This is a genomic window from Massilia sp. LXY-5 (assembly GCF_059801075.1).
Window position 1 is genome coordinate 501,988 of record NZ_JBNNEH010000006.1, and the last position, 20,754, is coordinate 522,741.

General features: G+C 62.9%; 25 protein-coding genes and 1 tRNA gene. 8 read left to right on the forward strand and 18 right to left on the reverse strand.

Annotated elements, in window-relative coordinates:
* Positions 1-3 precede the first annotated feature (3 nt).
* The 7 genes from ureG to ACI48I_RS20725 are packed head-to-tail and all read right to left on the reverse strand — an operon-like array spanning position 4 to position 5,013.
* Positions 4-636 carry an urease accessory protein UreG gene (ureG, locus tag ACI48I_RS20695; RefSeq protein WP_498575282.1) on the reverse strand — a complete coding sequence of 211 codons (633 nt, stop codon included), beginning with the start codon at positions 634-636 and terminating at the stop codon, positions 4-6.
* 10 nt (positions 637-646) lie between these two features.
* Positions 647-1,336, reverse strand: coding sequence for an urease accessory protein UreF (locus tag ACI48I_RS20700; RefSeq protein WP_193688877.1), 690 nt, complete (start codon positions 1,334-1,336; stop codon positions 647-649).
* Positions 1,336-1,842, reverse strand: coding sequence for an urease accessory protein UreE (gene ureE / locus ACI48I_RS20705; protein WP_193687985.1), 507 nt, complete (start codon positions 1,840-1,842; stop codon positions 1,336-1,338). The genes ACI48I_RS20700 and ureE overlap by 1 nt, the downstream gene beginning before the upstream one ends.
* A 10-nt stretch (positions 1,843-1,852) precedes the next feature.
* Positions 1,853-3,553: an urease subunit alpha gene (gene ureC / locus ACI48I_RS20710; protein WP_498575283.1), complete on the reverse strand. Its 1,701-nt coding sequence runs from the start codon at positions 3,551-3,553 to the stop codon at positions 1,853-1,855.
* Positions 3,550-3,867, reverse strand: a complete 318-nt coding sequence (locus ACI48I_RS20715; protein ID WP_498575284.1) for an urease subunit beta — start codon at positions 3,865-3,867, stop codon at positions 3,550-3,552. Before ACI48I_RS20715 ends, ureC begins: the two co-directional genes overlap by 4 nt.
* A gap of 8 nt (positions 3,868-3,875) precedes the next feature.
* Positions 3,876-4,178 carry an urease subunit gamma gene (locus ACI48I_RS20720; protein WP_193687988.1) on the reverse strand — a complete coding sequence of 101 codons (303 nt, stop codon included), beginning with the start codon at positions 4,176-4,178 and terminating at the stop codon, positions 3,876-3,878.
* 7 nt (positions 4,179-4,185) lie between these two features.
* On the reverse strand, positions 4,186-5,013 hold the full coding sequence (locus ACI48I_RS20725; RefSeq protein ID WP_498575285.1) for an urease accessory protein UreD: 828 nt from the start codon (positions 5,011-5,013) through the stop codon (positions 4,186-4,188).
* Positions 5,014-5,374: 361 nt separating this feature from the next.
* Here ACI48I_RS20725 and ACI48I_RS20730 point away from each other — a divergent pair, with 361 nt between their 5' ends.
* On the forward strand, positions 5,375-6,433 hold the full coding sequence (locus tag ACI48I_RS20730; RefSeq protein ID WP_193687990.1) for an OmpA family protein: 1,059 nt from the start codon (positions 5,375-5,377) through the stop codon (positions 6,431-6,433).
* A 164-nt stretch (positions 6,434-6,597) separates the two neighbouring features.
* On the opposite strand, the gene ACI48I_RS20735 is transcribed toward ACI48I_RS20730, so the two are convergent.
* From ACI48I_RS20735 to petA, 6 genes are all read right to left on the reverse strand, one after another.
* Positions 6,598-6,673 (reverse strand) — tRNA-Thr (locus tag ACI48I_RS20735).
* A 27-nt stretch (positions 6,674-6,700) separates the two neighbouring features.
* Positions 6,701-7,186, reverse strand: coding sequence for a ClpXP protease specificity-enhancing factor (locus ACI48I_RS20740; protein ID WP_193687991.1), 486 nt, complete (start codon positions 7,184-7,186; stop codon positions 6,701-6,703).
* 213 nt (positions 7,187-7,399) lie between these two features.
* Complete coding sequence (locus ACI48I_RS20745) at positions 7,400-8,011, reverse strand: glutathione S-transferase N-terminal domain-containing protein (RefSeq protein WP_056342583.1); 612 nt, start codon at positions 8,009-8,011, stop codon at positions 7,400-7,402.
* 97 nt (positions 8,012-8,108) lie between these two features.
* Entirely contained in the window at positions 8,109-8,870 is a 762-nt protein-coding gene (locus ACI48I_RS20750; RefSeq protein WP_193687992.1) for a cytochrome c1, read from the reverse strand.
* A 24-nt stretch (positions 8,871-8,894) separates the two neighbouring features.
* Entirely contained in the window at positions 8,895-10,304 is a 1,410-nt protein-coding gene (locus tag ACI48I_RS20755; protein WP_193687993.1) for a cytochrome b, read from the reverse strand.
* A gap of 1 nt (position 10,305) precedes the next feature.
* Positions 10,306-10,920, reverse strand: a complete 615-nt coding sequence (petA, locus tag ACI48I_RS20760; protein ID WP_193687994.1) for a ubiquinol-cytochrome c reductase iron-sulfur subunit — start codon at positions 10,918-10,920, stop codon at positions 10,306-10,308.
* Positions 10,921-11,191: 271 nt separating this feature from the next.
* Here petA and mscL point away from each other — a divergent pair, with 271 nt between their 5' ends.
* From mscL to ACI48I_RS20780, 4 genes are read left to right on the forward strand one after another with little or no spacing between them, the layout of a single operon-like run.
* The gene (gene mscL, locus ACI48I_RS20765) at positions 11,192-11,626 is read left to right on the forward strand and encodes a large conductance mechanosensitive channel protein MscL (protein WP_193687995.1); all 435 of its coding nucleotides are present in this window, start codon (positions 11,192-11,194) and stop codon (positions 11,624-11,626) included.
* A gap of 3 nt (positions 11,627-11,629) precedes the next feature.
* A complete protein-coding gene (locus ACI48I_RS20770; protein WP_498575286.1) occupies positions 11,630-12,817 on the forward strand; it encodes a Do family serine endopeptidase in 1,188 nt (395 codons plus the stop codon).
* 20 nt (positions 12,818-12,837) lie between these two features.
* The gene (locus tag ACI48I_RS20775; protein ID WP_193687996.1) at positions 12,838-13,530 is read left to right on the forward strand and encodes a DUF2461 domain-containing protein; all 693 of its coding nucleotides are present in this window, start codon (positions 12,838-12,840) and stop codon (positions 13,528-13,530) included.
* Between the two features lie 9 nt (positions 13,531-13,539).
* Positions 13,540-13,920 (forward strand): cupin domain-containing protein, encoded by a 381-nt coding sequence (locus ACI48I_RS20780; protein ID WP_193687997.1) that lies wholly within the window; start codon positions 13,540-13,542, stop codon positions 13,918-13,920.
* A gap of 51 nt (positions 13,921-13,971) precedes the next feature.
* Here the strand turns inward: ACI48I_RS20780 and ACI48I_RS20785 are convergent, their stop codons facing one another.
* The 5 genes from ACI48I_RS20785 to ACI48I_RS20805 all read right to left on the reverse strand — a co-directional run bounded on the left by ACI48I_RS20785 (position 13,972) and on the right by ACI48I_RS20805 (position 16,953).
* The gene (locus tag ACI48I_RS20785) at positions 13,972-14,979 is read right to left on the reverse strand and encodes an NAD(P)H-dependent glycerol-3-phosphate dehydrogenase (RefSeq protein WP_227496645.1); all 1,008 of its coding nucleotides are present in this window, start codon (positions 14,977-14,979) and stop codon (positions 13,972-13,974) included.
* A gap of 26 nt (positions 14,980-15,005) precedes the next feature.
* Complete coding sequence (locus ACI48I_RS20790; protein WP_193687999.1) at positions 15,006-15,449, reverse strand: SH3 domain-containing protein; 444 nt, start codon at positions 15,447-15,449, stop codon at positions 15,006-15,008.
* 152 nt (positions 15,450-15,601) lie between these two features.
* Positions 15,602-16,063, reverse strand: a complete 462-nt coding sequence (secB, locus tag ACI48I_RS20795) for a protein-export chaperone SecB (protein ID WP_193688000.1) — start codon at positions 16,061-16,063, stop codon at positions 15,602-15,604.
* A 201-nt stretch (positions 16,064-16,264) separates the two neighbouring features.
* Positions 16,265-16,528 (reverse strand): glutaredoxin 3, encoded by a 264-nt coding sequence (gene grxC, locus ACI48I_RS20800; protein ID WP_056342617.1) that lies wholly within the window; start codon positions 16,526-16,528, stop codon positions 16,265-16,267.
* Positions 16,529-16,551: 23 nt separating this feature from the next.
* Positions 16,552-16,953 (reverse strand): rhodanese-like domain-containing protein, encoded by a 402-nt coding sequence (locus ACI48I_RS20805; RefSeq protein WP_193688001.1) that lies wholly within the window; start codon positions 16,951-16,953, stop codon positions 16,552-16,554.
* A gap of 129 nt (positions 16,954-17,082) precedes the next feature.
* Here ACI48I_RS20805 and gpmA point away from each other — a divergent pair, with 129 nt between their 5' ends.
* Genes gpmA through ACI48I_RS20820 form a run of 3 tightly spaced genes read left to right on the forward strand, consistent with a single transcriptional unit; the run spans position 17,083 to position 20,744 of the window.
* On the forward strand, positions 17,083-17,829 hold the full coding sequence (gene gpmA, locus ACI48I_RS20810; protein ID WP_193688002.1) for a 2,3-diphosphoglycerate-dependent phosphoglycerate mutase: 747 nt from the start codon (positions 17,083-17,085) through the stop codon (positions 17,827-17,829).
* A gap of 3 nt (positions 17,830-17,832) precedes the next feature.
* A complete protein-coding gene (locus ACI48I_RS20815) occupies positions 17,833-19,260 on the forward strand; it encodes a murein hydrolase activator EnvC family protein (RefSeq protein WP_407943883.1) in 1,428 nt (475 codons plus the stop codon).
* A gap of 8 nt (positions 19,261-19,268) precedes the next feature.
* Positions 19,269-20,744 (forward strand): S41 family peptidase, encoded by a 1,476-nt coding sequence (locus ACI48I_RS20820; protein WP_193688003.1) that lies wholly within the window; start codon positions 19,269-19,271, stop codon positions 20,742-20,744.
* Positions 20,745-20,754 lie beyond the last annotated feature (10 nt).

The window sequence follows — 20,754 nt, forward strand, 5'->3', positions numbered from 1 at the left end:
TGGTCAGGTAAAAGAGGGAACGGCATCGAGCAGTCCCTGATGGCGGATGAAGGCAACGATGTCGTCGACACCGGCGCCATGGCGCAGGCTGGTGAACACGAAGGGACGCGTACCGCGCATGCGTGCAGCGTCCACGCGCATCACCTCCAGGTTCGCGCCCACATGGGGCGCCAGGTCGGTTTTATTGATGACGAGCAGGTCCGAGCGCGTGATGCCCGGGCCGCCCTTGCGCGGGATCTTTTCTCCGCCGGCCACGTCGATCACGTAGATCGTCAGGTCCGACAGCTCCGGGCTGAAGGTCGCGGCCAGGTTGTCCCCACCCGATTCGATCAGGATCAAATCGAGCTGCGGGAAGTCGGCGCTCATGCGCGCGATTGCTTCCAGGTTGATCGAGGCATCCTCGCGAATCGCCGTGTGCGGGCAGCCGCCGGTTTCCACGCCCATCAGGCGCTCGGCCGGCAGCGCTTCGGCACGCAGCAGGATCTCCATATCCTCGCGCGTATAAATGTCGTTCGTGATCACCGCCATCTCGTACTGCGCGCGCATCGCTTTGCACAGCATTTCGCACAGCGCCGTCTTGCCCGAACCGACCGGGCCGCCGATACCCACGCGCAGCGGCGTTTTAGTGGATTCCATCTCGATCTCCTTATGAGCGGTACAAGCGGCTGTATTGCACTTCATGCCGCATCGACAGCAGCGACAATCCCGGCGCCCAGTTCGACAGCGCGTGATCGGGCAATGCCTGCGCGTCGCCGGCAACCATCTCGACGACGGGTGCCAGCGCAAGCAGCATCTTTTGTCCGGCGACCTGGCCCAGGGGGATGGTCTTGACGCACACCAGCACCTGGTTCTCGGCCCAGGAAAACAGGGCACCGAGCAAAGCCTCGCGCGGCGCCACGCCGAGTGCGGCCGCGGCGCAGGCGTAGGCGACCGGCAGCGACAGCGCGGCGGCGTCGAGCAGGGGCAACATGCGCGCATCGGCGCCGGGCAGGTCCTCGAGCAGGGCACCCAGCAACTGGCGCAGCGAATAACCCATCTGGATGGTTTCGGCGCGCAATTCAAACGTGTCGCGCGAGGCGAGCCAGCGCTCGCTCCAGTCGCAGACTGCGGCGCCATCGCGCTCGGTGAATGCACATAACAGGCGCCACTGCAGCGGCGCGTCAAAGCGGCCCACGACCTCGGTCAGCGCTGCTCCGATCCAGTCGCGGGCGCTGGCCGCGTTGTGCACCAGGCCGGCATCGATCGCGCTCTCGAGTCCTTGCGAATAGCTGTAGGCGCCGATCGGCAGCGCAGGACTGGCCAGTTGCAGCAGGCGAAGCAGGGAAGCGTCGGCCATCATGCGAGGTCCGACGGCCGGTGGATTTTCTGGCGCAGCGGTACCGGCGCCAGCGGGTGGGTACCGTGTTCGCCATGATGGTGGCCGCCACCGTAGGCGCCCGCTTCCGGCTCGAACGGCGCCGTCTCGCTGCTCACCTGCGCCCCGAGTCCGATCAGCATCTCCTTCAGCACCGGATCGGCGCGGATGCGCAGCCAGCCGTTGCCCACTTGCGCCTGCGTATGCCGGTTCCCGAGGTGGAAAGCGCAGCGCACCAGGCCGGTCGTGTCGGCGTGCGCGATCGTATACAGGCTTTCCGCTTCGGCGACGATGCGCACGACACGGCCATCGTCGCCGCGCAGCAGGTCCCCTCCGCGCAGCACTGTGCCGCGCGGACGCAGCACGGCCACCTCTTCGCCGCTCGCCAGCGCCGCGCGCAGCCGGCTTTTTTCGCGCAGGTGAAACGGCAGCACCAACTCGCCATCAATCGGCGCCGGGCCATCGATCAGGGTATGCAGGGTCAGCATGGTGACACTCTCAGAATAGAAAATAACGCTGCGCCAGCGGCAGCTCGGTCGCCGGCTCGCACGCCAGCAGCACGCCGTCGGCGCGCACCTCATAGGTTTCTGGATCGACCTGCATGTGCGGCGTCGCATCGTTGTGGACCATGTCGGCCTTGCCGAGGCGGCGGGTGTCGCGCACCGCCATCAAGGGTTTGACGAGACCAAGCTGCGCGCCAATGCCGGCGTCAAACGCCGCCTGCGACACGAAGGTGAAGGATTTCGTCAAGGCGCGGCCGAAGGCGCCGAACATAGGCCGCGCGTGCACCGGCTGCGGCGTCGGGATCGAGGCATTCGGGTCGCCCATCTGCGCCGCCGCGATCATGCCGCCCTTGATCACCATCGACGGCTTCGCGCCGAAGAAGGCCGGCTTCCACAGCACCAGGTCGGCAATCTTGCCGGGTTCGACCGAGCCGACCGCGTGCGCGATACCGTGCGTGATGGCCGGATTGATCGTGTACTTGGCGACATAGCGTTTTACGCGCGCGTTGTCGTGGCGTGCCGGGTCGCCGGGCAGGGCGCCGCGCTGCAGCTTCATCTTGTGCGCGGTCTGCCAGGTGCGCAGGATGGTCTCTCCCACCCTCCCCATCGCCTGCGAGTCGGACGACATCATCGAGATCGCACCGAGATCATGGAGGATGTCCTCGGCCGCGATCGTCTCGCGCCGGATGCGCGACTCGGCAAAGGCGATGTCCTCGGCGATGGCCGCGTCCAGGTGGTGGCACACCATCAGCATGTCGAGGTGTTCGTCGAGCGTGTTGACCGTATAGGGCCGCGTCGGATTGGTCGACGAGGGCAGTACGTTCGCTTCGCCGACGGCGGCGATGATGTCCGGCGCATGGCCGCCGCCGGCGCCCTCGGTGTGAAACGTGTGGATGGTGCGGCCTTTGAAGGCTGCCAGCGTATGCTCCAGGAAGCCGGCTTCGTTGAGCGTGTCGCTGTGGATGGCGACCTGGATGTCCATGGCATCGGCAACGTTCAGGCAGGTGTCGATCGCGTTCGGTGTCGTGCCCCAGTCCTCGTGCAGTTTGAGGCCGATGACGCCGGCCTGCACCTGTTCGACCAATGGCGCCTGTTGGCTCGCATTACCCTTGCCGAAAAAGCCCAGGTTCATCGGAAAGGCCTCGGCCGCCATCAGCATCGAGTGGATATGCCAGGGCCCGGGCGTACAGGTGGTGGCCGCCGTGCCGACCGCGGGACCGGTGCCGCCGCCGAGCATGGTCGTGATCCCGCTGTGCAGCGCTTCGTCGATCTGCTGCGGGCAAATGAAGTGGATATGGCTGTCGACGCCGCCGGCGGTGACGATCATGCCTTCGCCGGCGATGATCTCGGTCGCCGCGCCGATGACGATCGTCACGCCCGGCTGGATGTCCGGATTGCCGGCCTTGCCGATCGCCGCGATCATGCCGTCCTTGATGCCGATATCGGCTTTCACGATGCCCCAGTGGTCGACGATGACGGCATTCGTGATCACGGTATCGGCCACCTGTGCATGTAGGCGCTGGGATTGGCCCATGCCGTCGCGGATCACCTTGCCGCCGCCGAATTTGACCTCCTCGCCGTAGATTGCATGATCGCGTTCGATCTCGATGAACAGCGCCGTATCGGCCAGGCGCAGGCGGTCGCCGACAGTCGGCCCGAGCATCTCGGCATAGGCCTGGCGCCCGATGCGGCTCATGGCGCCTCCGTCAACGGTCCGTTGACTTGACCATTAAAACCGAAGACGATCCGGTCGCCGGCCAGCGCAACGAGGGTGACGGTGCGCACCTGGCCCGGCTCGAAACGCACCGCAGTGCCGGCGGCGATATCGAGCCGCATGCCGTAGGCGAGGGCGCGCTGGAACTGCAAGGCCGGATTGGTCTCATAAAAGTGAAAGTGCGAGCCGACCTGGATCGGCCGGTCGCCACTGTTCGCCACCGCGAGCGACACGGTCGGCCTGCCGGCGTTCAGCTCCAGTTCGCCCGGTTCGATCAGCATCTCGCCTGGAATCATGCCGCCTCCTAGATGATTGGATGGTGCACGGTGACGAGCTTGCTGCCGTCGGGGAAGGTGGCCTCGACCTGCACATCCGGGATCATCTCCGGCACGCCTTCCATCACCTCGTCGCGCGACAGGATCGCCGTCCCCTCGCTCATCAATTGCGCCACGCTCTTGCCGTCACGCGCGCCTTCCATGATGGCGGCCGAGATATAGGCGACCGCTTCCGGATAATTCAGTTTCAGTCCACGTCCCTTGCGGCGCTCGGCGAGGAGGGCGGCCGTAAAAATCAGCAGCTTGTCTTTTTCGCGTGGGGTGAGTTCCATGATGTCCTCAGGTATTCCACAGACGCGGCACGGTGGCCTCGCGCCCAAGCAGGGCAGGGCGCAGGCGGCGCCAGGCCGCGAGCAGCACGGCGCGCGCCGCCTCGCTGGAGCGACCGAGATGGCGCACGACGACGATCTTCGGCAGCTGGGTGACGCCGGTTGTCCCGCCGGTGTGATCGAGTTCCTCACGCAGTTGCCGCAGCTGGCCGGCGTCGAGCGTGAGGCCGCAGGCGACCAGGCTGGCGCAGACTGTGTTGCCGTCCAGGCCGAACCGACTGTGCATCGCAGCCCCGGCGCCATCGATCCGGCCCTCTTCGTGCCACACCAGTTCCCCGTCGCGGCGAATGGTGCTGGTCTGCCGTATTGAACCTTCAGTGAACACTTCGCCCGACGCGGTGCGGCCGAAACACAGGATCTCGCTGCCGAGATAGCGCGCGTCCGCAGCGAGCGACACGTCGTGGGTCATCTCGACCTCGGCCTCGCGGTAGAACAGGGTTTCCTGGGGCAGCCATTCGAGCGCGGCGTTTTCGGCGACATCGATGCGCATGTCCTGGCGCGACGCACAGCCGTTTGCGCGATACCACTTGCCAGCGCCAGGCGTTGTCAGCAGCGCGTGGGCACCATTGGCGGCGCCGATATCGATGGCAAGCGCGTCGCCCCCGACGATGCCGCCGGGCGGATGGACAATGATCGCATGGCAGACCTGTGCGCCTTCCGGATACAAGGGCTTTTGCACGCGCAGCGGACCGCAGTGAACGCGTTCACCCAGCTTGGTTCCGTCGCCACCGCGCACGAAACCGAGGCGCAGCTGCGCCTGCCAGCGACCGCTAGGCAACGGTGTTCTCATCGGGAATAGAGCACGGTCTTCATAACCAGTTTTGAGCAAGAAGCATGCCGTGCTAAAACGCCCTTTGTTGTCTGAAAAGGCAGCTGGCCTGCACCCGAACAGGGCACTTTCCACGCCACGCGCCAGCATGGGGCACAGGTGCGTGAAAGGAGGATCCCTCCTGACGCCATGCCGGATCGGAACCGATAGACGATTGCGGGCGCGCTCGCACGGCCCGCGATCCGACGGCGTCGCTTGAAGGGCGCTATCAACACGCCCACAATGGATATCTGACGAACAGGGTGCTCGTTCGCGGTTACGCTAACTTTAATTTGAGAAATTTGATCGCGTCACTTAGGAGGCTACGGTCATGGCTTTCATTCCGTTTGTTCGCGCACAAGTTGCAAGCAGGCTGCCACAACCCGTCGATTTCAGAGTGAGACAAGCGCTCGAAATACAGCGTTTCTCCGAATTTGTCACGGACATCTCGCCGAAGCAGAAAGACGAGATCGAGCAATTGGCGCGGGAGATCGTTCGAAGCAATTCCACGAATGATCCCATTTATGCGTTTCGCGTCGAGGGCCATGCAGACATCGCTCGCACGATTCCTGTTGGACAACGAACGCAATTCGAAAACGAAATCAGCGAAGAGCGTGCGGAAAATGGCTTCCGGCTGTTGGTGGAAGCACTGGAAAGGATCGGCGGCAAGGCGCTGGCGGAAAAGATTGCCAGGGACTCGAAGGCGTTCGGCATGGGCACGCAGCGTTTGAAGATTCCGAATGCCATCACAAAAGATCAGTTCGAGCAGAACCGGCGCGCCGTCTTCTTCGTTCAGCAAGTCACCTATATCCAGCCAGGACCTCCGCCCCCACCACCGCCCACCTCGGTCATTGAGGACAGGTTCACGGTCCAGCTGGTGAAGAGTGCCACTGTGACCAAAACCATCACGCCCTCACTGAAGGTGGTCGACTTTGGGATCGAGGGCATCATCCTGGCGGCCACGCTGGAAATCGTCGATACGATCGACAAGAAACGCGCAACGTTCAATGTCTTTGCCACCGGGGTCGGCGTAAGTATCGGGCCACCGCAACTCCCGGCCGGTAGTCAGATCGTCTTCAGTCCGGGGCCGCCGGTGAAGTTCAAGATCTTTCGTTTGCTGGGGAAAAACCGTGTTCACATCGACCTGAACAGTTTCGTGGGATCTGTGACCGTCTTCATCAACGCCGGTACAAGTCCGGGCGGAACGCAGTCAGTGGGTGGCGCTTTGTCGTTTTCGTTCGACGCTCTGGAGGCGGCTGGCGTCAACACCCAGCCGACCTTGGTCATGGTTCCGAGCGGCTCTTCAAGCCTGTCGACGCCGTCCGTCGGGGGCGGCGATGTCTTGCCTTTGGCACGGATGATAATGATCGGAACACCGTCCGACCTCTGACCGGGCCGATGCAATCAAACGATGGCCGCGCCAGCGCTTCGCCGCGCGGATCCAGATCGCATAAGGACGCGTTTGCCTGGGAACCTGCATGGCAGCACAAGGTTCCAGAAATGAAAAAGGGTTACACGCAATGAGCATGTAACCCTTCGAATCGACCACTATCCTGGTGCCGGCTGCCGGTTTCGAACTGGCCACCTGATGATTACAAATCAACTGCTCTACCAAATGAGCTAAGCCGGCGTAATCTGTACGGCAGGAATTATAACGCTATTTAATCCGGGTCAGCGTCGGGCGGCCGCCTTTTTTCGGGGGCTCATTGTTGTCGTCGGGCGAATGCGACACCTCCGCCGGCGGCGCTTCGCTGGTCACACCAGGCACGGCCGACAGGGTCGGCGCGCTCGGGCTCGGCTCTTCCTCGGCTGCCGCCATCTCGGCCGCGGTGGTGCTGACGTCGAAGGCCATGCCCTGGCCGTTTTCGTTGGCGTAGATCGCCAGCACGTTTTGTACCGGCACGTAGATTTCACGCGAGACACCGGCGAAGCGGGCGCGGAACTGGATCGCGTCGTTGTCCATCTTCAGCCCGGAGGTCGCGCCATAGCTGATGTTCAGGATGATCTCGCCCTTTTTGACGTATTCCATCGGAACCGTCGTGGCCGCGTCGACCTTGACTGCAAGATAGGGCGTGAAACCGCTGTCGGTGCACCATTCATACAGGGCGCGCAGCAAATAGGGTTTAGTGGAAATATCAGGCATGTGCAGATGGGATAAACAGTGAGCCGGCTATGGGTCGGCGAAGGCGCCAGCGCAGCACACGCGCAGCGGCAGCAATGGGACTGCCAGCAAACACGTGTGAAACGTACATACACGAGGTGCCAGCTTACTGCGCTTTGTCAAACGACGTCGCAACACTGGCACGAACGACAGCACGCCGTCCGCCAGGCGGACGGCGTGCTTGCCACGTTTGCCTTAGCGGCGCATCACCTTTTCCGACGGCGTCAGCGCTTCGATGTAGGCCGGACGCGAGAAGATGCGCTCGGCGTACTTCATCAGCGGCGCGGCCGTCTTCGACAGTTCGATGCCGTAGTGGTCCAGGCGCCAGAGCAGCGGAGCAATTGCCACGTCGAGCATCGAGAACTCGTCGCCCAGCATGTACTTGTTCTTCAGGAACAGCGGCGCCAGCGTCGTCAGGCGGTCGCGGATTTCGGCGCGTGCCTTGTCGTGGGCTTTTTCGTTCGTCTTGTTGCGGTCGCTTTCCAGCACGTGCACGTGGACGAACAGTTCCTTCTCGAAGTTGAACAGCATCAGGCGGGCACGGGCGCGCATCAGCGGGTCGGCCGGCATCAGCTGCGGGTGCGGGAAGCGCTCGTCGATGTACTCGTTGATGATGTTCGATTCGTACAGGATCAGTTCGCGCTCGACCAGGATCGGGACCTGGCCGTAGGGGTTCATCGTCGAGATGTCTTCCGGTTTGTTGAACAGGTCGACGTCGCGCACTTCGAAATCCATGCCTTTTTCGAACAGGACGAGGCGGCAGCGTTGGGAGAACGGGCACGTGGTGCCAGAGTAGAGAACCATCATGGTTGGCGTTCCTTAAGAAACAAAGGGGCGAGCGCCGAGCGACTCACCCCGAATAAATAATTGCCCGTATTATAGCCAAGCGGGCAATGAAAACGAATTACTTCAGATCTTTCCAGTAGGACGCGTTCAAACGCCAGGCCAGGAAAGCAAATACTGACAGGAAAATCAGCACGATAGCACCAAGTTTCTTGCGGGTTCCTTGCGCTGGCTCAGCCATCCAGCTGAGGTAGGCAACCAGGTCGGCCGTCGCGGTGTCGAAGTCGGGTTGGGACAGCGCACCCGGTGCCACCTGCTCCCAGCCGGCGAACTTGTGGATCTTCTTGTGCGCGTCGTGCGGATCGGTCTCCTCGACCATTTTCGGGGTGCGTATGCCCTGCAACTGCCACATCGCGTGCGGCATCGCCACGTTCGGCACCACCATGTTGTTCCAGCCGGTAGGGCGGGCATCATCCTTGTAGAAAGTGCGCAGATAGGTGTACAAGTAATCGGCGCCGCTGCCTGCCGACGACGATTTTGCACGGGCGATCACCGACAAATCCGGCGGCACCGCACCGAACCAGGCCTTGGCGTCTTCCGGGCGCATTGCCGTCTTCATCAGTTCGCCCACTTTGTCGGCAGAGAACAACAGATTGTTCTTGATCTGCTCGTCGGACAGGCCGAGATCGCGCAGGCGGTTGTAGCGCATCGACGTGGCCGAATGGCAATTCAGGCAATAGTTGACGAACAGCTTGGCGCCGTTTTGCAGCGAGGCCATGTCGCTGCGTTCCGGTGCGCGGTCGAGCGGGAAGCCGCCTTCGTTGGCGAATACCAGTCCCGGCACCAGCGCCAGGACCGCAATCAGTTTCTTCGTGAGGTTCATGGTTGTCCTTGGCTAGTCCTGCGATCAATGCGGGTGGAAGGTCACGCGCGTCGGCACCGGCTTGAACCGGCCGGCGGCGCTCCACCACGGCATCAGGAGGAAGAAGCTGAAGTACAACAGCGTGCAGACCTGGGAAATCATCGTATAGGCCGGCGTCGGCAACTGGGTGCCGAGGTAGCCGAGCGCCACGAAGGCCATGCCGAACAGGACATAGAGCCACATGTGCCAGTTCGGACGGTAGCGGATCGAACGCACCGGCGAGTGATCCAGCCACGGCAGCGCGCCGATGATCACCACCGAGGAACCGAACAGCACCACGCCCCAGAACTTCGCTTCCAGCGTCAGCATGCCGACCAGCAGGATCAAGGCGATCACGGCGGTCGCGATCTTGGCCTTGTACGACAGGCGCGACTTGATCCAGATGAACACGACGTACAGGACAATCGCCGCCATCAGCACGAAAATAAAATCGGCCGTGGTTGCGCGCAGCACCGAATAAAACGGCGTGAAATACCAGGTCGGCGCGATGTGCGGCGGCGTCTTCATCGAATCGGCCGGAATGAAGTTGTTGTACTCGAGGAAGTAACCACCCATTTCCGGGGCGAAGAAGACGACTGCCGAGAAAATCAGCAGGAACATCGACACGCCGAACAGGTCTTTCGTCGAATAATAGGGATGCGACGGAATCGCGTCCAGCGGGTGGCCGTCCGGACCGATATGGTCTTTGACTTCGATGCCGTCCGGGTTGTTCGAGCCGACTTCGTGCAGCGCGATCAGGTGTGCCGCGACCAGGCCCAGCAGCACCAGCGGCAGGGCGATGACGTGGAAGGCGAAGAAGCGGTTCAGGGTGGCGTCGGAGACGACATAGTCGCCGCGGATCCAGAGCGACAGGTCGGGGCCGATGATGGGGATCGCGCCGAACAGGTTGACGATCACCTGTGCACCCCAGTACGACATCTGCCCCCATGGCAGCAGGTAGCCGAAGAAGGCTTCGGCCATCAGGCACAGGAAGATCGCGAAACCGAAGATCCAGATCAATTCGCGCGGCTTGCGGTAGGAACCGTAGAGCAGGCCACGGGTCATATGCAGGTAGACGACGATGAAGAAGGCCGAGGCGCCGGTCGAATGCATGTAGCGCACCAGCCAGCCCCAGGGCACTTCGCGCATGATGTATTCGACCGAACCGAAGGCGAGACTCGCGTCCGGTTTGTAATGCATCGTCAGGAAGATGCCGGTGACGATCTGCAGCACCAGAATCAGCATCGCGAGCGAGCCGAACAGGTACCAGATATTGAAATTTTTCGGGGCGTAGTACTTGCCCCACTGGTCGTTCCAGAGTTTCGACAGCGGGAAGCGGTCGTCGACCCAGGCCAGGGCCTTGTGGCCGGCCGGCGCGTCGGCCGGCAGCTTGGTTTCCTTGAATGCGGCGCCCATGTTATGCCTCGCCTTTCTCGTCTTTGCCGATCACGATCTTGTTGTCGGACAGGTACATGTACGGCGGGATGTCCATGTTCGTCGGGGCCGGCTTGTTCTTGAATACGCGTGCCGACAGGTCGAAGGTCGAGCCGTGGCAAGGGCAGAGGAAGCCGCCATGCCAGTCGTCCGGCAGGTTCGGCTGCGGGCCGGGCGAGAAGCGCGAAGAGGGTGAGCAGCCCAGGTGCGAGCAAATGCCGACGGTGACCAGGACCTCTTTATGTTCGGGGCGGGCGCGGAATTCGTTCTTCGCGTACTCCGGCATATCGAGCTGGAAGGTTTTTTCGGATTTGGGATCGGCGACGAGCGCGTCGTTCTGCTGCAGGCTGGCGAGCATTTCCGGCGTACGGCGCAAGATCCACACCGGCTTGCCGCGCCACTCGACGACCTTCATTTCCCCGGGCTTGACGTCCGAGATGTCCACTTCGACCGGAGCGCCGGCAGCCTTGGCCCGCTCGGACGGCTGGAATGTGCTGACCAGTGCACCTGCCGTAGCAACACCGACGACGCCACCCGCCGCACATGTCGCGACGAGCAAGCCGCGCCGGCCTGAATCGACCTGCTTTTCATTACTCATACCAACCCCACTCCGTGAAATTACGAATCTTGAGAATCAATTAAGAGCTTGCAGCAACACAAAATTATATGTGAATGGCAATCTTTATTGGAGAAAAAATATTGCGTGTGCAAGGAGGACGAAATGTCTGTCCCTTTCATGGCCTCGAAGCAGGGGTTTCCGGCTGCCCTGGCCCGGAGTGAAGCGGCATGAATATTCACCGCGCGTACGCGCACGGAGCCTTGCGGTATGATTGATCTTGGGATTTCCATAACAACCTGGGAGAGCAACGATGTCGATGATGAGTGAGTTCAGGCAATTCGCAATGCGTGGCAATGTCGTCGACCTGGCGGTCGGTGTGATCATCGGCGGCGCCTTTGGGCGCATCGTCGACTCCCTGGTGCAGGACGTCATCATGCCGCCCATCGGCAAAATCTTCGGCGGCCTTGATTTCGCAAATTACTATATACCCCTGAACAACCAGGCAACAGGCCTGGCGCTGGCGGAAGCGAAAAAAGCCGGTGCGGTGATCGCCTACGGTAACTTCCTGACGATCCTGCTGAATTTTATTATTCTCGCCTTCATCATTTTCCAGATGGTGCGCCTGATGAACCGCATGCGCGAGCGGCTCGTGCCGATCGAGGCAGCTGCCGCGCCGGCGACGCCGGAAGACGTCCTGCTGCTGCGCGAAATCCGCGATTCCCTGCGCCGCCCACCCCTACCGTAAACCGTGAAAGACGACATCGTCACCATCCGCCCGGTCTCGGCCTCGCGCCGGCTGTGGCTGCTGTTTGCCCAGGTGGTGACGGTCGCACTCGCCCTGTATTTCGTGGTGGCGGCCCTGCGCCCCGACTGGCTCGGACGCATGCCGGTGCAGGTGCCGGTCGGCGCCGGCGCGCGCGATGTGCCCGTGCTGCAGGCGCAGTCCGGCCCGCCCACCGCCAGCTACCGCGACGCGGCCGGGCGCGCGATGCCGGCGGTGGTCAACATCCTCACCAGCAAAGCCTCGCGCGAAGCGCATCCGATCCTGAAAGATCCATTCTTCCGGCGCTTTTTTGGGGACCGCATGCCGCCCGAGGAGCAGATGTCGAGCCTGGGTTCGGGCGTGATCGTCAGCGCAGAAGGCTATATTTTGACCAACTTCCACGTGGTGGAAGGCGCCGACCAGATCGAAGTGGGCCTGGCCGACGGCCGTAAAGCGGCCGCGCGCGTCGTCGGCACCGATCCGGAGACGGACCTGGCCGTGATCCGTATCGGCGAGCGCAACCTGCCGGTGATGGTGCTCGGCCAGCCGGACGAGGCGCGGGTGGGCGATGTGGTGCTGGCGATCGGCAATCCGTTCGGCGTCGGCCAGACCGTCACCATGGGCATCATCTCGGCCGTGGGGCGCAATAACCTGCACATCAACCACTTCGAGAATTTTATCCAGACCGACGCCGCGATCAATTTTGGGAATTCAGGAGGCGCCCTGGTCGACATCCACGGCAACCTGCTCGGCATCAATTCGGCGATCTATTCGCAGACCGGCGGCTCGATCGGCATCGGCTTTGCCATTCCCGTCTCGACGGCGCGCACGGTGCTCGAATCGATCATCAAGCACGGGCAGGTGGTGCGCGGCTGGATCGGCATCGAATCGCAGGACATCACCCCGGAACTGGCCGACAGTTTCGGCCTCGGGCGCAGCAGCGGCGCCATCATCGCCGGCGTCGTGCGCAACGGCCCGGCCGACCGCGCCGGCGTGCGCCCGGGCGACATCCTGCTCGCCGTCGAAGGAAAAATCGTCAAGAATACCGGCGACATGCTCAATCTCATTGCCCAACTCGCGCCCGGCGCCAAGGCAAGCTTGAAACTCATGCGCGAGAACCGCGAGTCGACCGTCAACGTGACCGTCGGCAAGCGCCCGCGCCCTTCACCGTAACCCCATTCTCTGGACCATCCATGCACCTGCGTGACTTGACGCAATTTCTTAGCGAGCTAAGCGAAAACAACACCCGTCCCTGGTTCATCATGAACAAACCGCGCTACGACATCCTGCGCGAAGAGTTTTTGGCCGTCGTTACCGAACTGATCCGCGAGCTGACGACATTCGACCGCCAGATCGCCGGCGTCGATCCAAAGAAGGCGATGTTCCGCATCAACCGCGACATCCGCTTTTCGAACGACAAGACCCCCTATAAAACCCGCTTTTCGGCAGGCATCACGCCGAACAACAAACGGCGTCCGAGCGAAGGCGGCGGGTCGACCTATTATTTTCAAATTGACGGCAACGGCACCCTGGGTCTCGGCGCCGGCGAATACCTGCCGCCCGCGGCGCGTCTGAAAGCGATCCGCGAACACGTGGTCAACGATGCGCCAGGTTTCGCGAAAATGTTAAAGAATAAACACCTGCGCGCGACCTATGGCGACCTGCTCGACGAAGATAAACTGCAGCGTCCGCCTAAAGGGTTCGATCCGGCGCACCCGCATATCGAACACATCAAGCTGAAAAGCTTTTTCGTGTGGACGGAACTGCCGCTCAAGGTGAACGATCCGGACGAGCTGGTGCCGCGGCTGGCGCGCGGATTCGAGGATGCCTTTGCGCTGGTCACCTGGCTGCGCGGGGTGCCGCACACAAACGAAGAGAACGAATAAGGAGGCGACATGGCCTTGCAACACGCAGCATCGGGCGAACGGATCGCCTTGCAACGCGGCGAAGACGACATCGCCAATTTCACGTCGATCGCGCTGGCGAAGACCGAACACATGGAACTGATCCGGCTGATCGTCCCGAAGGACAAGCCGATGCCGGAACACCGGGTTGAGGGAGAAGTCACCCTGTTGTGCCTGGAAGGAGAAGTCGTGGTCGATGCGCACGGCAACAGCGTGGTGCTGCGCCCGAACGAAATGCTGTACCTGATTGGTGGCGAACCGCATGGCATCCGTGCCAACGAGGATGCCGTGGTCCTGATGACGATTCTGTTGGGGCCGGTGCGCACGGGCGGGCCGACGCATACCGGCGCCGGCGCAGGTCAGGACAAATAAGCACGCAGTGCGCATTGTTCCGGGCAGGCTCGCGCAGCCTGCCCGGCGCAATCAAATCAATTCATTCCTCGGATCGCGCGCCAGCAACTGCTTCGCCATCTCCGCCGCGTCATAGCCGTCGAACAGGACTGCCGCCACCGCATTCGTGATCGGCATGTCGACCCCGAGTTTGGCCGCCAGATCGCGCACCGCTTTCGAACACGGCACGCCTTCGGCCACGTGACCGAGTTCGGCCACGATCGTCGCCAAAGGTTTGCCCTGCGCCAGCGCCAGGCCGACACGGCGGTTGCGCGACAGGTCCCCGGTGCAGGTCAGGATCAAATCTCCCATCCCCGTCAGTCCCATGAAGGTGCCGGGTTGGCCGCCCAGGGCCATGCCGAGGCGGGTGATCTCGGCCAGTCCGCGCGTGATCAAGGCCGCGCGCGCATTCAGGCCGAGGCCGAGGCCGTCGGCGGTGCCGGTCGCGATCGCCAACACATTTTTGACGGCACCGCCCACTTCCACGCCAATGACGTCATCGCAGGCATACACGCGCAGGTTGCCGCCGTGGACCGTGGCAACTACGCTGTCGCGCAATTGTTTCGAGGTCGAGGCCACCGCCAGCGCACAGGGCAGGCCACGCGCCACTTCCTGCGCGAACGACGGGCCCGACAAGGCCGCGCCCGGCACCGACTCGCCCAGCACTTCGCGCACCACCTGGTGCGGCAATAAACCGGTGCCGTATTCAAAACCTTTGCAGAGCCAGACCACGTTCGGGATCTTTCTCCCTTTGAGTTGCTCGAGCAGCGGACGCAGGCCGGCGACCGGGCAGGCCGCGATCAGGAGCGCGTCCGGCCCGGCGTCGAGCACGTGAGACAAGGCTTGCTCGAAATCGGCGGTGACGCGCAGGCTGTCGGGCAGCGGCTGACCCGGCAAATAGGTCGTGTTCTCGCGCGCGGCGGCGGTTGCGGCCATCTGTTCGGCGTTGCGGCCCCAGAGCAGCACGTCGTGGCGTGCAGCGACGGCGATGGCGACGGCGGTGCCCCAGGCGCCCGCGCCGAGAACGGTGATCTTGTTCATTTTCTTGGTTTCTTGCATGGTTGAATTCAGGTGCCCCAGATCTCAAACGCGCGCACGAAGCCGGCGATGCCGTCCTGGTGGCGCACGCGGACCCAGTCGTTCGCTTGCGGGTCGACTAGCTCGAGCAGGACGCCCTTGTCGGCCGTCATCAGGACGGCGGCGTTGTCGTCGGGCGCGGCGCGTACTTTGGCAAACGGCACCTTCACGACGACGTTGCGGCGCGCGGACAGTCCCCTCGATTCGGTCCAGGCGAATTCGCCATCGACGTCGCGCACCTTGACCCAGTCGCCGTAGCGCGCAACGATCTCGACCGGCATGCCTTGCGGCGCGACGTAGCGCTTGCCGCTTTTCGCAGAGGGCGCGTCATACAGCACGACGGAGGCGGCGCCGACCGAGCGGAAATCGGCGGCGCAGGCCTGCGCGCATGCCAGCATCAGCAGCACGGTGGAGAAGGATCGGGAAATGGTCATGGCAGGGCCCGGGTTCGGTAAAACCAGACGCCAATATGGCAGGAAGGGCATCCACCCCGCGCTTTTCATGGATATAAAAGGCGCGGCAGGGATGCCCGTCACGGTATGCCGACCCATCCAGCGCATGCCGAACGGGGCAGGCAAAGTACAACTTAGTTTGCCGGTGCGGCTGCAGCGGCTTCAGCCATCGCCTGGCGGCGCTGCTGGTAGAACACTTCGAAGTTGATCTCGGCCAGGTGCACTGGCGGGAAGCCGGCACGGGTGATCACGTCGGCGATGTTCGCGCGCAGGTACGGGTACACGATGTTCGGGCAGCCGATGCCCAGCAGCGGATCCATCTGGTCGGCAGGGATGTTGCGTGCCTCGAAGATGCCGCCTTGCTTGCCTTCGACCAGGAAAGCGACCTTGTCCTTGACCTTGGCGGTCACGGTGATGGTCACGGTCGACTCGTAGATGCCTTCGGCGATCGCTTCAGCGCCAACGTCCAGCGAGACCTCGATGGTCGGGGCTTCCTGCTCGAGGAAGATTGCCGGGGAGTTCGGTTGTTCCAGCGACATGTCTTTCAGATAGACGCGTTGGATTTGGAAGACTGGTTGCAGGTTTTCGTCAGACATGGAACGCTTTCGTTGTGAAGTAAAAGGGACGGCAAAGCGCCGCCCCCGATGGGCTTGGAGTCAAACGCAACGGCAATTGTATCAAAATCAATTTGGATAAAATACTCCCGCGGGGCGCCTTTTTCGCCCCGCCCCGATTTGTAGCCTGGGCACCTGTGCCCAGGGTGCGGCGCCCGATCAACCCGCACCCACGGCCTTACCTTACTCCCCCTTGAGCAGCGGATCGAGACGCCCGGCCTGATCCAGCGCATACAAATCGTCGAAGCCGCCGACGTGGGTCTCGCCCACGTAGATCTGCGGCACCGTGCGGCGGCCGGTCTTTTGCATCATGATCTGGCGCTGTTCCGGGTCGAGGTCGACACGGATGCGCTCGATTTCGGTCACGCCCTTGGCTTCGAGCAGGCGCTCGGCGCGGACGCAGTAGGGGCAGCTGGCGGTGTGATAGAGGACAACGTGGGCACTCATGATGATTTCCTTCCTGTCTTGATTTACTTGGTGGTCGGCAGGCCGGCTGCCGTCCAGGCCGTCATGCCGCCTTCCAGGCTGAGCGCGTCTTCGAAGCCGGCCGCCTTCAACTGGCGGACCGCCTTGTCCGAACGGGCGCCGGTCTGGCAGACGACGACCAGGGTGCGGCTTTTCGACTTTTCCAGCTCGCCGATGCGATTGCCCAAGTCTGCCAGCGGAATGTTTTTCGCGTCGCGCACGTGGCCCGCCGCAAATTCGTCGGCGCCGCGCACGTCCAGAATCGTGGTCTTGCCGCGGTTGATCAGCTGGGTAACCTGCAGCGCGGTCGCGCGGCGGCCCTTCGGCGCCAGGGCTGGCCACAGCAGCGCGCCACCGGAAACGACGGCAATAGCGACGATGAAGATATTATCGAGGATGAATTTCACAAGGCTTCCAATGGTTGAACGCAATCCGGCCATTATAAAATAGAAGCCGGACAGGAATATTTTTAGGGGCTCGATCAGCCGCAGCGGGCGCCTTTGCACGTTTTTTCAATAGATAGCAAAGAAGATCTTATGTACAAAATCGTATTCATGCGCCATGGCGAATCCACCTGGAACCTGGCCAACCGCTTTACCGGCTGGGTCGACGTCGACCTGACCGACAAGGGCATCAACGAAGCGAAGGCCGCCGGCCGCGTGCTGCGCGAAGCCGGTTTTCATTTCGACCTGGCCTACACCTCGGTCCTGAAACGCGCGATCCGCACGCTGTGGCTGGCGCTCGACGAGATGGATCAAATGTACCTGCCGATCAAGAACGACTGGCGCCTGAACGAGCGCCACTATGGCGCCCTGCAGGGCCTGGACAAGGCAGAAACGGCTGCCAAATACGGCGACGCGCAGGTGCTGGTCTGGCGCCGCAGCTACGACACGCCGCCGCCCGCCCTCGAGGAAGGCGACGACCGCGCATCGTTCAACGACCCGCGCTACGCCGGCCTGCCGAAGGAGCAGATTCCCCTCACCGAATGTTTAAAAGACACCGTAGCGCGCGTGATGCCGGCCTGGGACGAAGAGATTGCCCCGGCCATCCGCGCCGGCAAGCAGATCCTGATTTCGGCCCACGGCAACAGCCTGCGCGCCCTGATCAAGATGCTGGACGGGATCAGCGATGCCGACATCGTCGGCCTCAACATCCCGAACGGCCAGCCGCTGGTATATGAACTGGACGAAAACCTGAAGCCGATCCGCCATTACTACCTGGGCGACCAGGAAGCGATCGCCGCGGCGACCGCAGCGGTGGCGAACCAAGGGAAGGCGAAGTAAGTCTTGCGTTTTCCTATCAAGAAGTTGGCCGTCGGCACCCTGCTGTGCGGCCTGCTGGCCCTGTCCGCGGCGGGTACCGCCGCGGCCGCCAAGCCTACCGAACGCAGCCGCCAGAAGGCGGCTGCCGAGGCGCAGCGCGCCGGGATCCAGCAAAAGCTGACGGCGCTCAAGAAAGAGATCAGCCGTACCGAGAGCGAAAAGGACGATGCCGCCGACACGCTGGCCGAGTCGGAAGAGGCGATCTCGAACGCGAACCGCGCCCTGCGCGACCTGCACCAGGAAACGGTCGAGACCAATGTCCGCCTGCAAGACCTCGCGGGCGAACAGGAACGCCTGGCGCAAACGATCGCTGGCCAGAAAAAACAACTGTCGGCCCTGCTGCGCGAGCACTATGTGGCCGGCAATGAGGACAGAATCAAGCTGCTGCTGTCGGGAGACAACCCGAACCGCATCAACCGCGATTTGCAGATGATGGCCTATGTCTCGCAGGCGCAGGCAAAACTGCTGACCGCCCTGAACGCGAACCTGGCGCAAGTCGAGGCGAACAAGGAGAAGGTCGAGAACGCCAAGGTCGAACTCGAAGAGATCGCCGAGGAACAGCGCGACCAGAAAGCCGTGCTGGAAAAGGAAAAGGCGCGCCGCGCCGCCCTGCTCGGCGAACTGTCGAGCAAACTGGTGGTGCAGAGAAAACAGGCCGACAGCCTGCAGCGCGACGAGCAGCGCATGAGCGGCCTAGTCGACCAGCTGACCAAGCTGATCCGCGAACAGGCCGAGGCCGAACGCAAGCGGCAAGAAGCGCTCGCTGCCGCCCGCGCCAAGGCGAAGCTGGAAGCGGAAGCGGCCGCGAAAGCGCGCGCGCTGGCCCGTGCCGCCGCAAAAGCCGAGCGCGAGCGGTTGGCGCGCGAAGCGGCGAAAGCGGGCAAGCCGGCACCAAAACCATTGCCGCCGGAGCCTGATGAGCCGAAGGTGGCGGAGCAGCCGAAACACGAAGAGCGTACGCCCGATATTTCGCTCGCGCCCGCGGCGCCCGCCGGCGCCTTCGCCTCTCTGCGCGGACGGTTGACGTCACCGGTCAGCGGCACCATCGCGGCGCGCTTCGGCGCCAAGCGCGGCGGCGATGGCCCGAGCTGGAAAGGGATGTTCATCAAGGCGCCGGAAGGGACGGAAGTGCGCTCGGTGGCGGTCGGCCGCGTGGTGCACTCGGGCTGGATGCGCGGCTTCGGGAATTTGATCATCGTCGACCACGGCGGCGACTATTTATCGATCTACGCCAACAACCAGACGCTATTGAAACGCCTGGGCGATGCGGTGCGCGCCGGCGAGCCGATTGCGAGCGCGGGCAATACCGGCGGTAACGAAGAATCGGGGCTATACTTTGAGCTCAGGCATCTCGGTAAAGCCTTCGACCCGGCAAGCTGGGTTAAATTCTAGGGGCAGCGATGGGCAACAAAGTGAAAAGCATGGGCCTGGTCGGCCTGGGTGTCGTGGCCGGCGTGGCGCTGACGGTGCAGGTCTCGGCCTGGGCGCAGAAGGGCGAGCCAAGTCCGTTGCCGCTGGACGAACTGCGCCAGCTGGCCGATGTCTTCGGCCTCATCAAAAGCGATTACGTGGTGCCGGTCGAGGACAAGAAGCTTTTATCGGAAGCCATCGGCGGCATGGTCGCCTCGCTCGACCCGCATTCGGTCTACCTCGACCAGAAGGCGTATCGCGAGATGCGCGAAAGCGTGCAGGGTAAATTCGTCGGCGTCGGCATCGAAGTCGCGGCCGAAGACGGCTACGTGAAAATCGTCTCGCCGATCGAAGACTCTCCCGCCTACCGGGCCGGCATCAAGGCCGGGGACCTGATCACCCGCATCGACAATGTTCCCGTCAAAGGCTTGTCGATCGACGACGCCATCAAGAAAATGCGCGGCAAGCCAGGCAGCAAAGTGACGCTGACGATCGCCCGCCGCGGCGACGACCGCCCGTGGGTGGTCCCCGTCACGCGCGAGGAAATCCGCGTCCTGAGCGTCAAGGCAAAAATGGTCGAGCCCGATTACGCCTGGGTGCGCATCAGCCAGTTCCAGGAAGCGACTTTAGAGGAGCTGGCGACCAAGACGCAGGCCCTGTACGCCGCCAATCCGAACATCAAGGGGCTCATACTCGACCTGCGCAACGATCCGGGCGGCCTGCTGCCGGGCGCGATCGGCGTCTCGACCGCCTTCCTGCCGAAGGAAGAGCTGATTGTCTCGACCAAGGGCCAATTGCCCGACTCCAACCAGAGCTATTATGGCCGGCGCGAATTCTATGCCCCGCGCGGCGCCGATCCGCTGGCGAAACTGCCGGCCGGATTGAAAACGGTGCCGATGATCGTGCTGGTCAACGGCGGCTCGGCCTCGGCCTCGGAGATCGTCGCCGGCGCCCTGCAGGACTACAAGCGCGCCATCGTGATGGGCAGCCAGAGCTTTGGCAAGGGCTCGGTGCAGACCCTGCGGCCCTTATCAAGCGACACGGCCATCAAACTGACCACGGCGCGCTACTACACGCCGAAGGGACGGGCGATCCAGGCCAACGGCATCGTGCCCGACATGGCGGTCGACGAAACGGCGGAAGGCGACGGTTTGAATGCGCTGCGCGTGCGCGAAGTGGATTTGCAGCGCCACCTGGCGGGCGAGAACGAAAAGCCGGGCGCGGTCGCCAAGGATGCCCGCGACAGCGCCGAACAGAGACAACGCGCGCTGGCCCTGCTGAAGAACCGCAAACCGCTTGAATTGGGCGGCAAGGACGATTTTCAACTGGCCCAGGCGCTGAACCACTTTAAAGGGTTGCCAGTAAAAGTTGCCAGGGCGGAGGCGGTCGAAGTGATCTCGCCCGAGCCGAAGCAGTTGCCGGGGACCGAAACGAAACCGCCGGAGCTGAAGGGCTCGAAGAAGTAAAGCAGGTGAA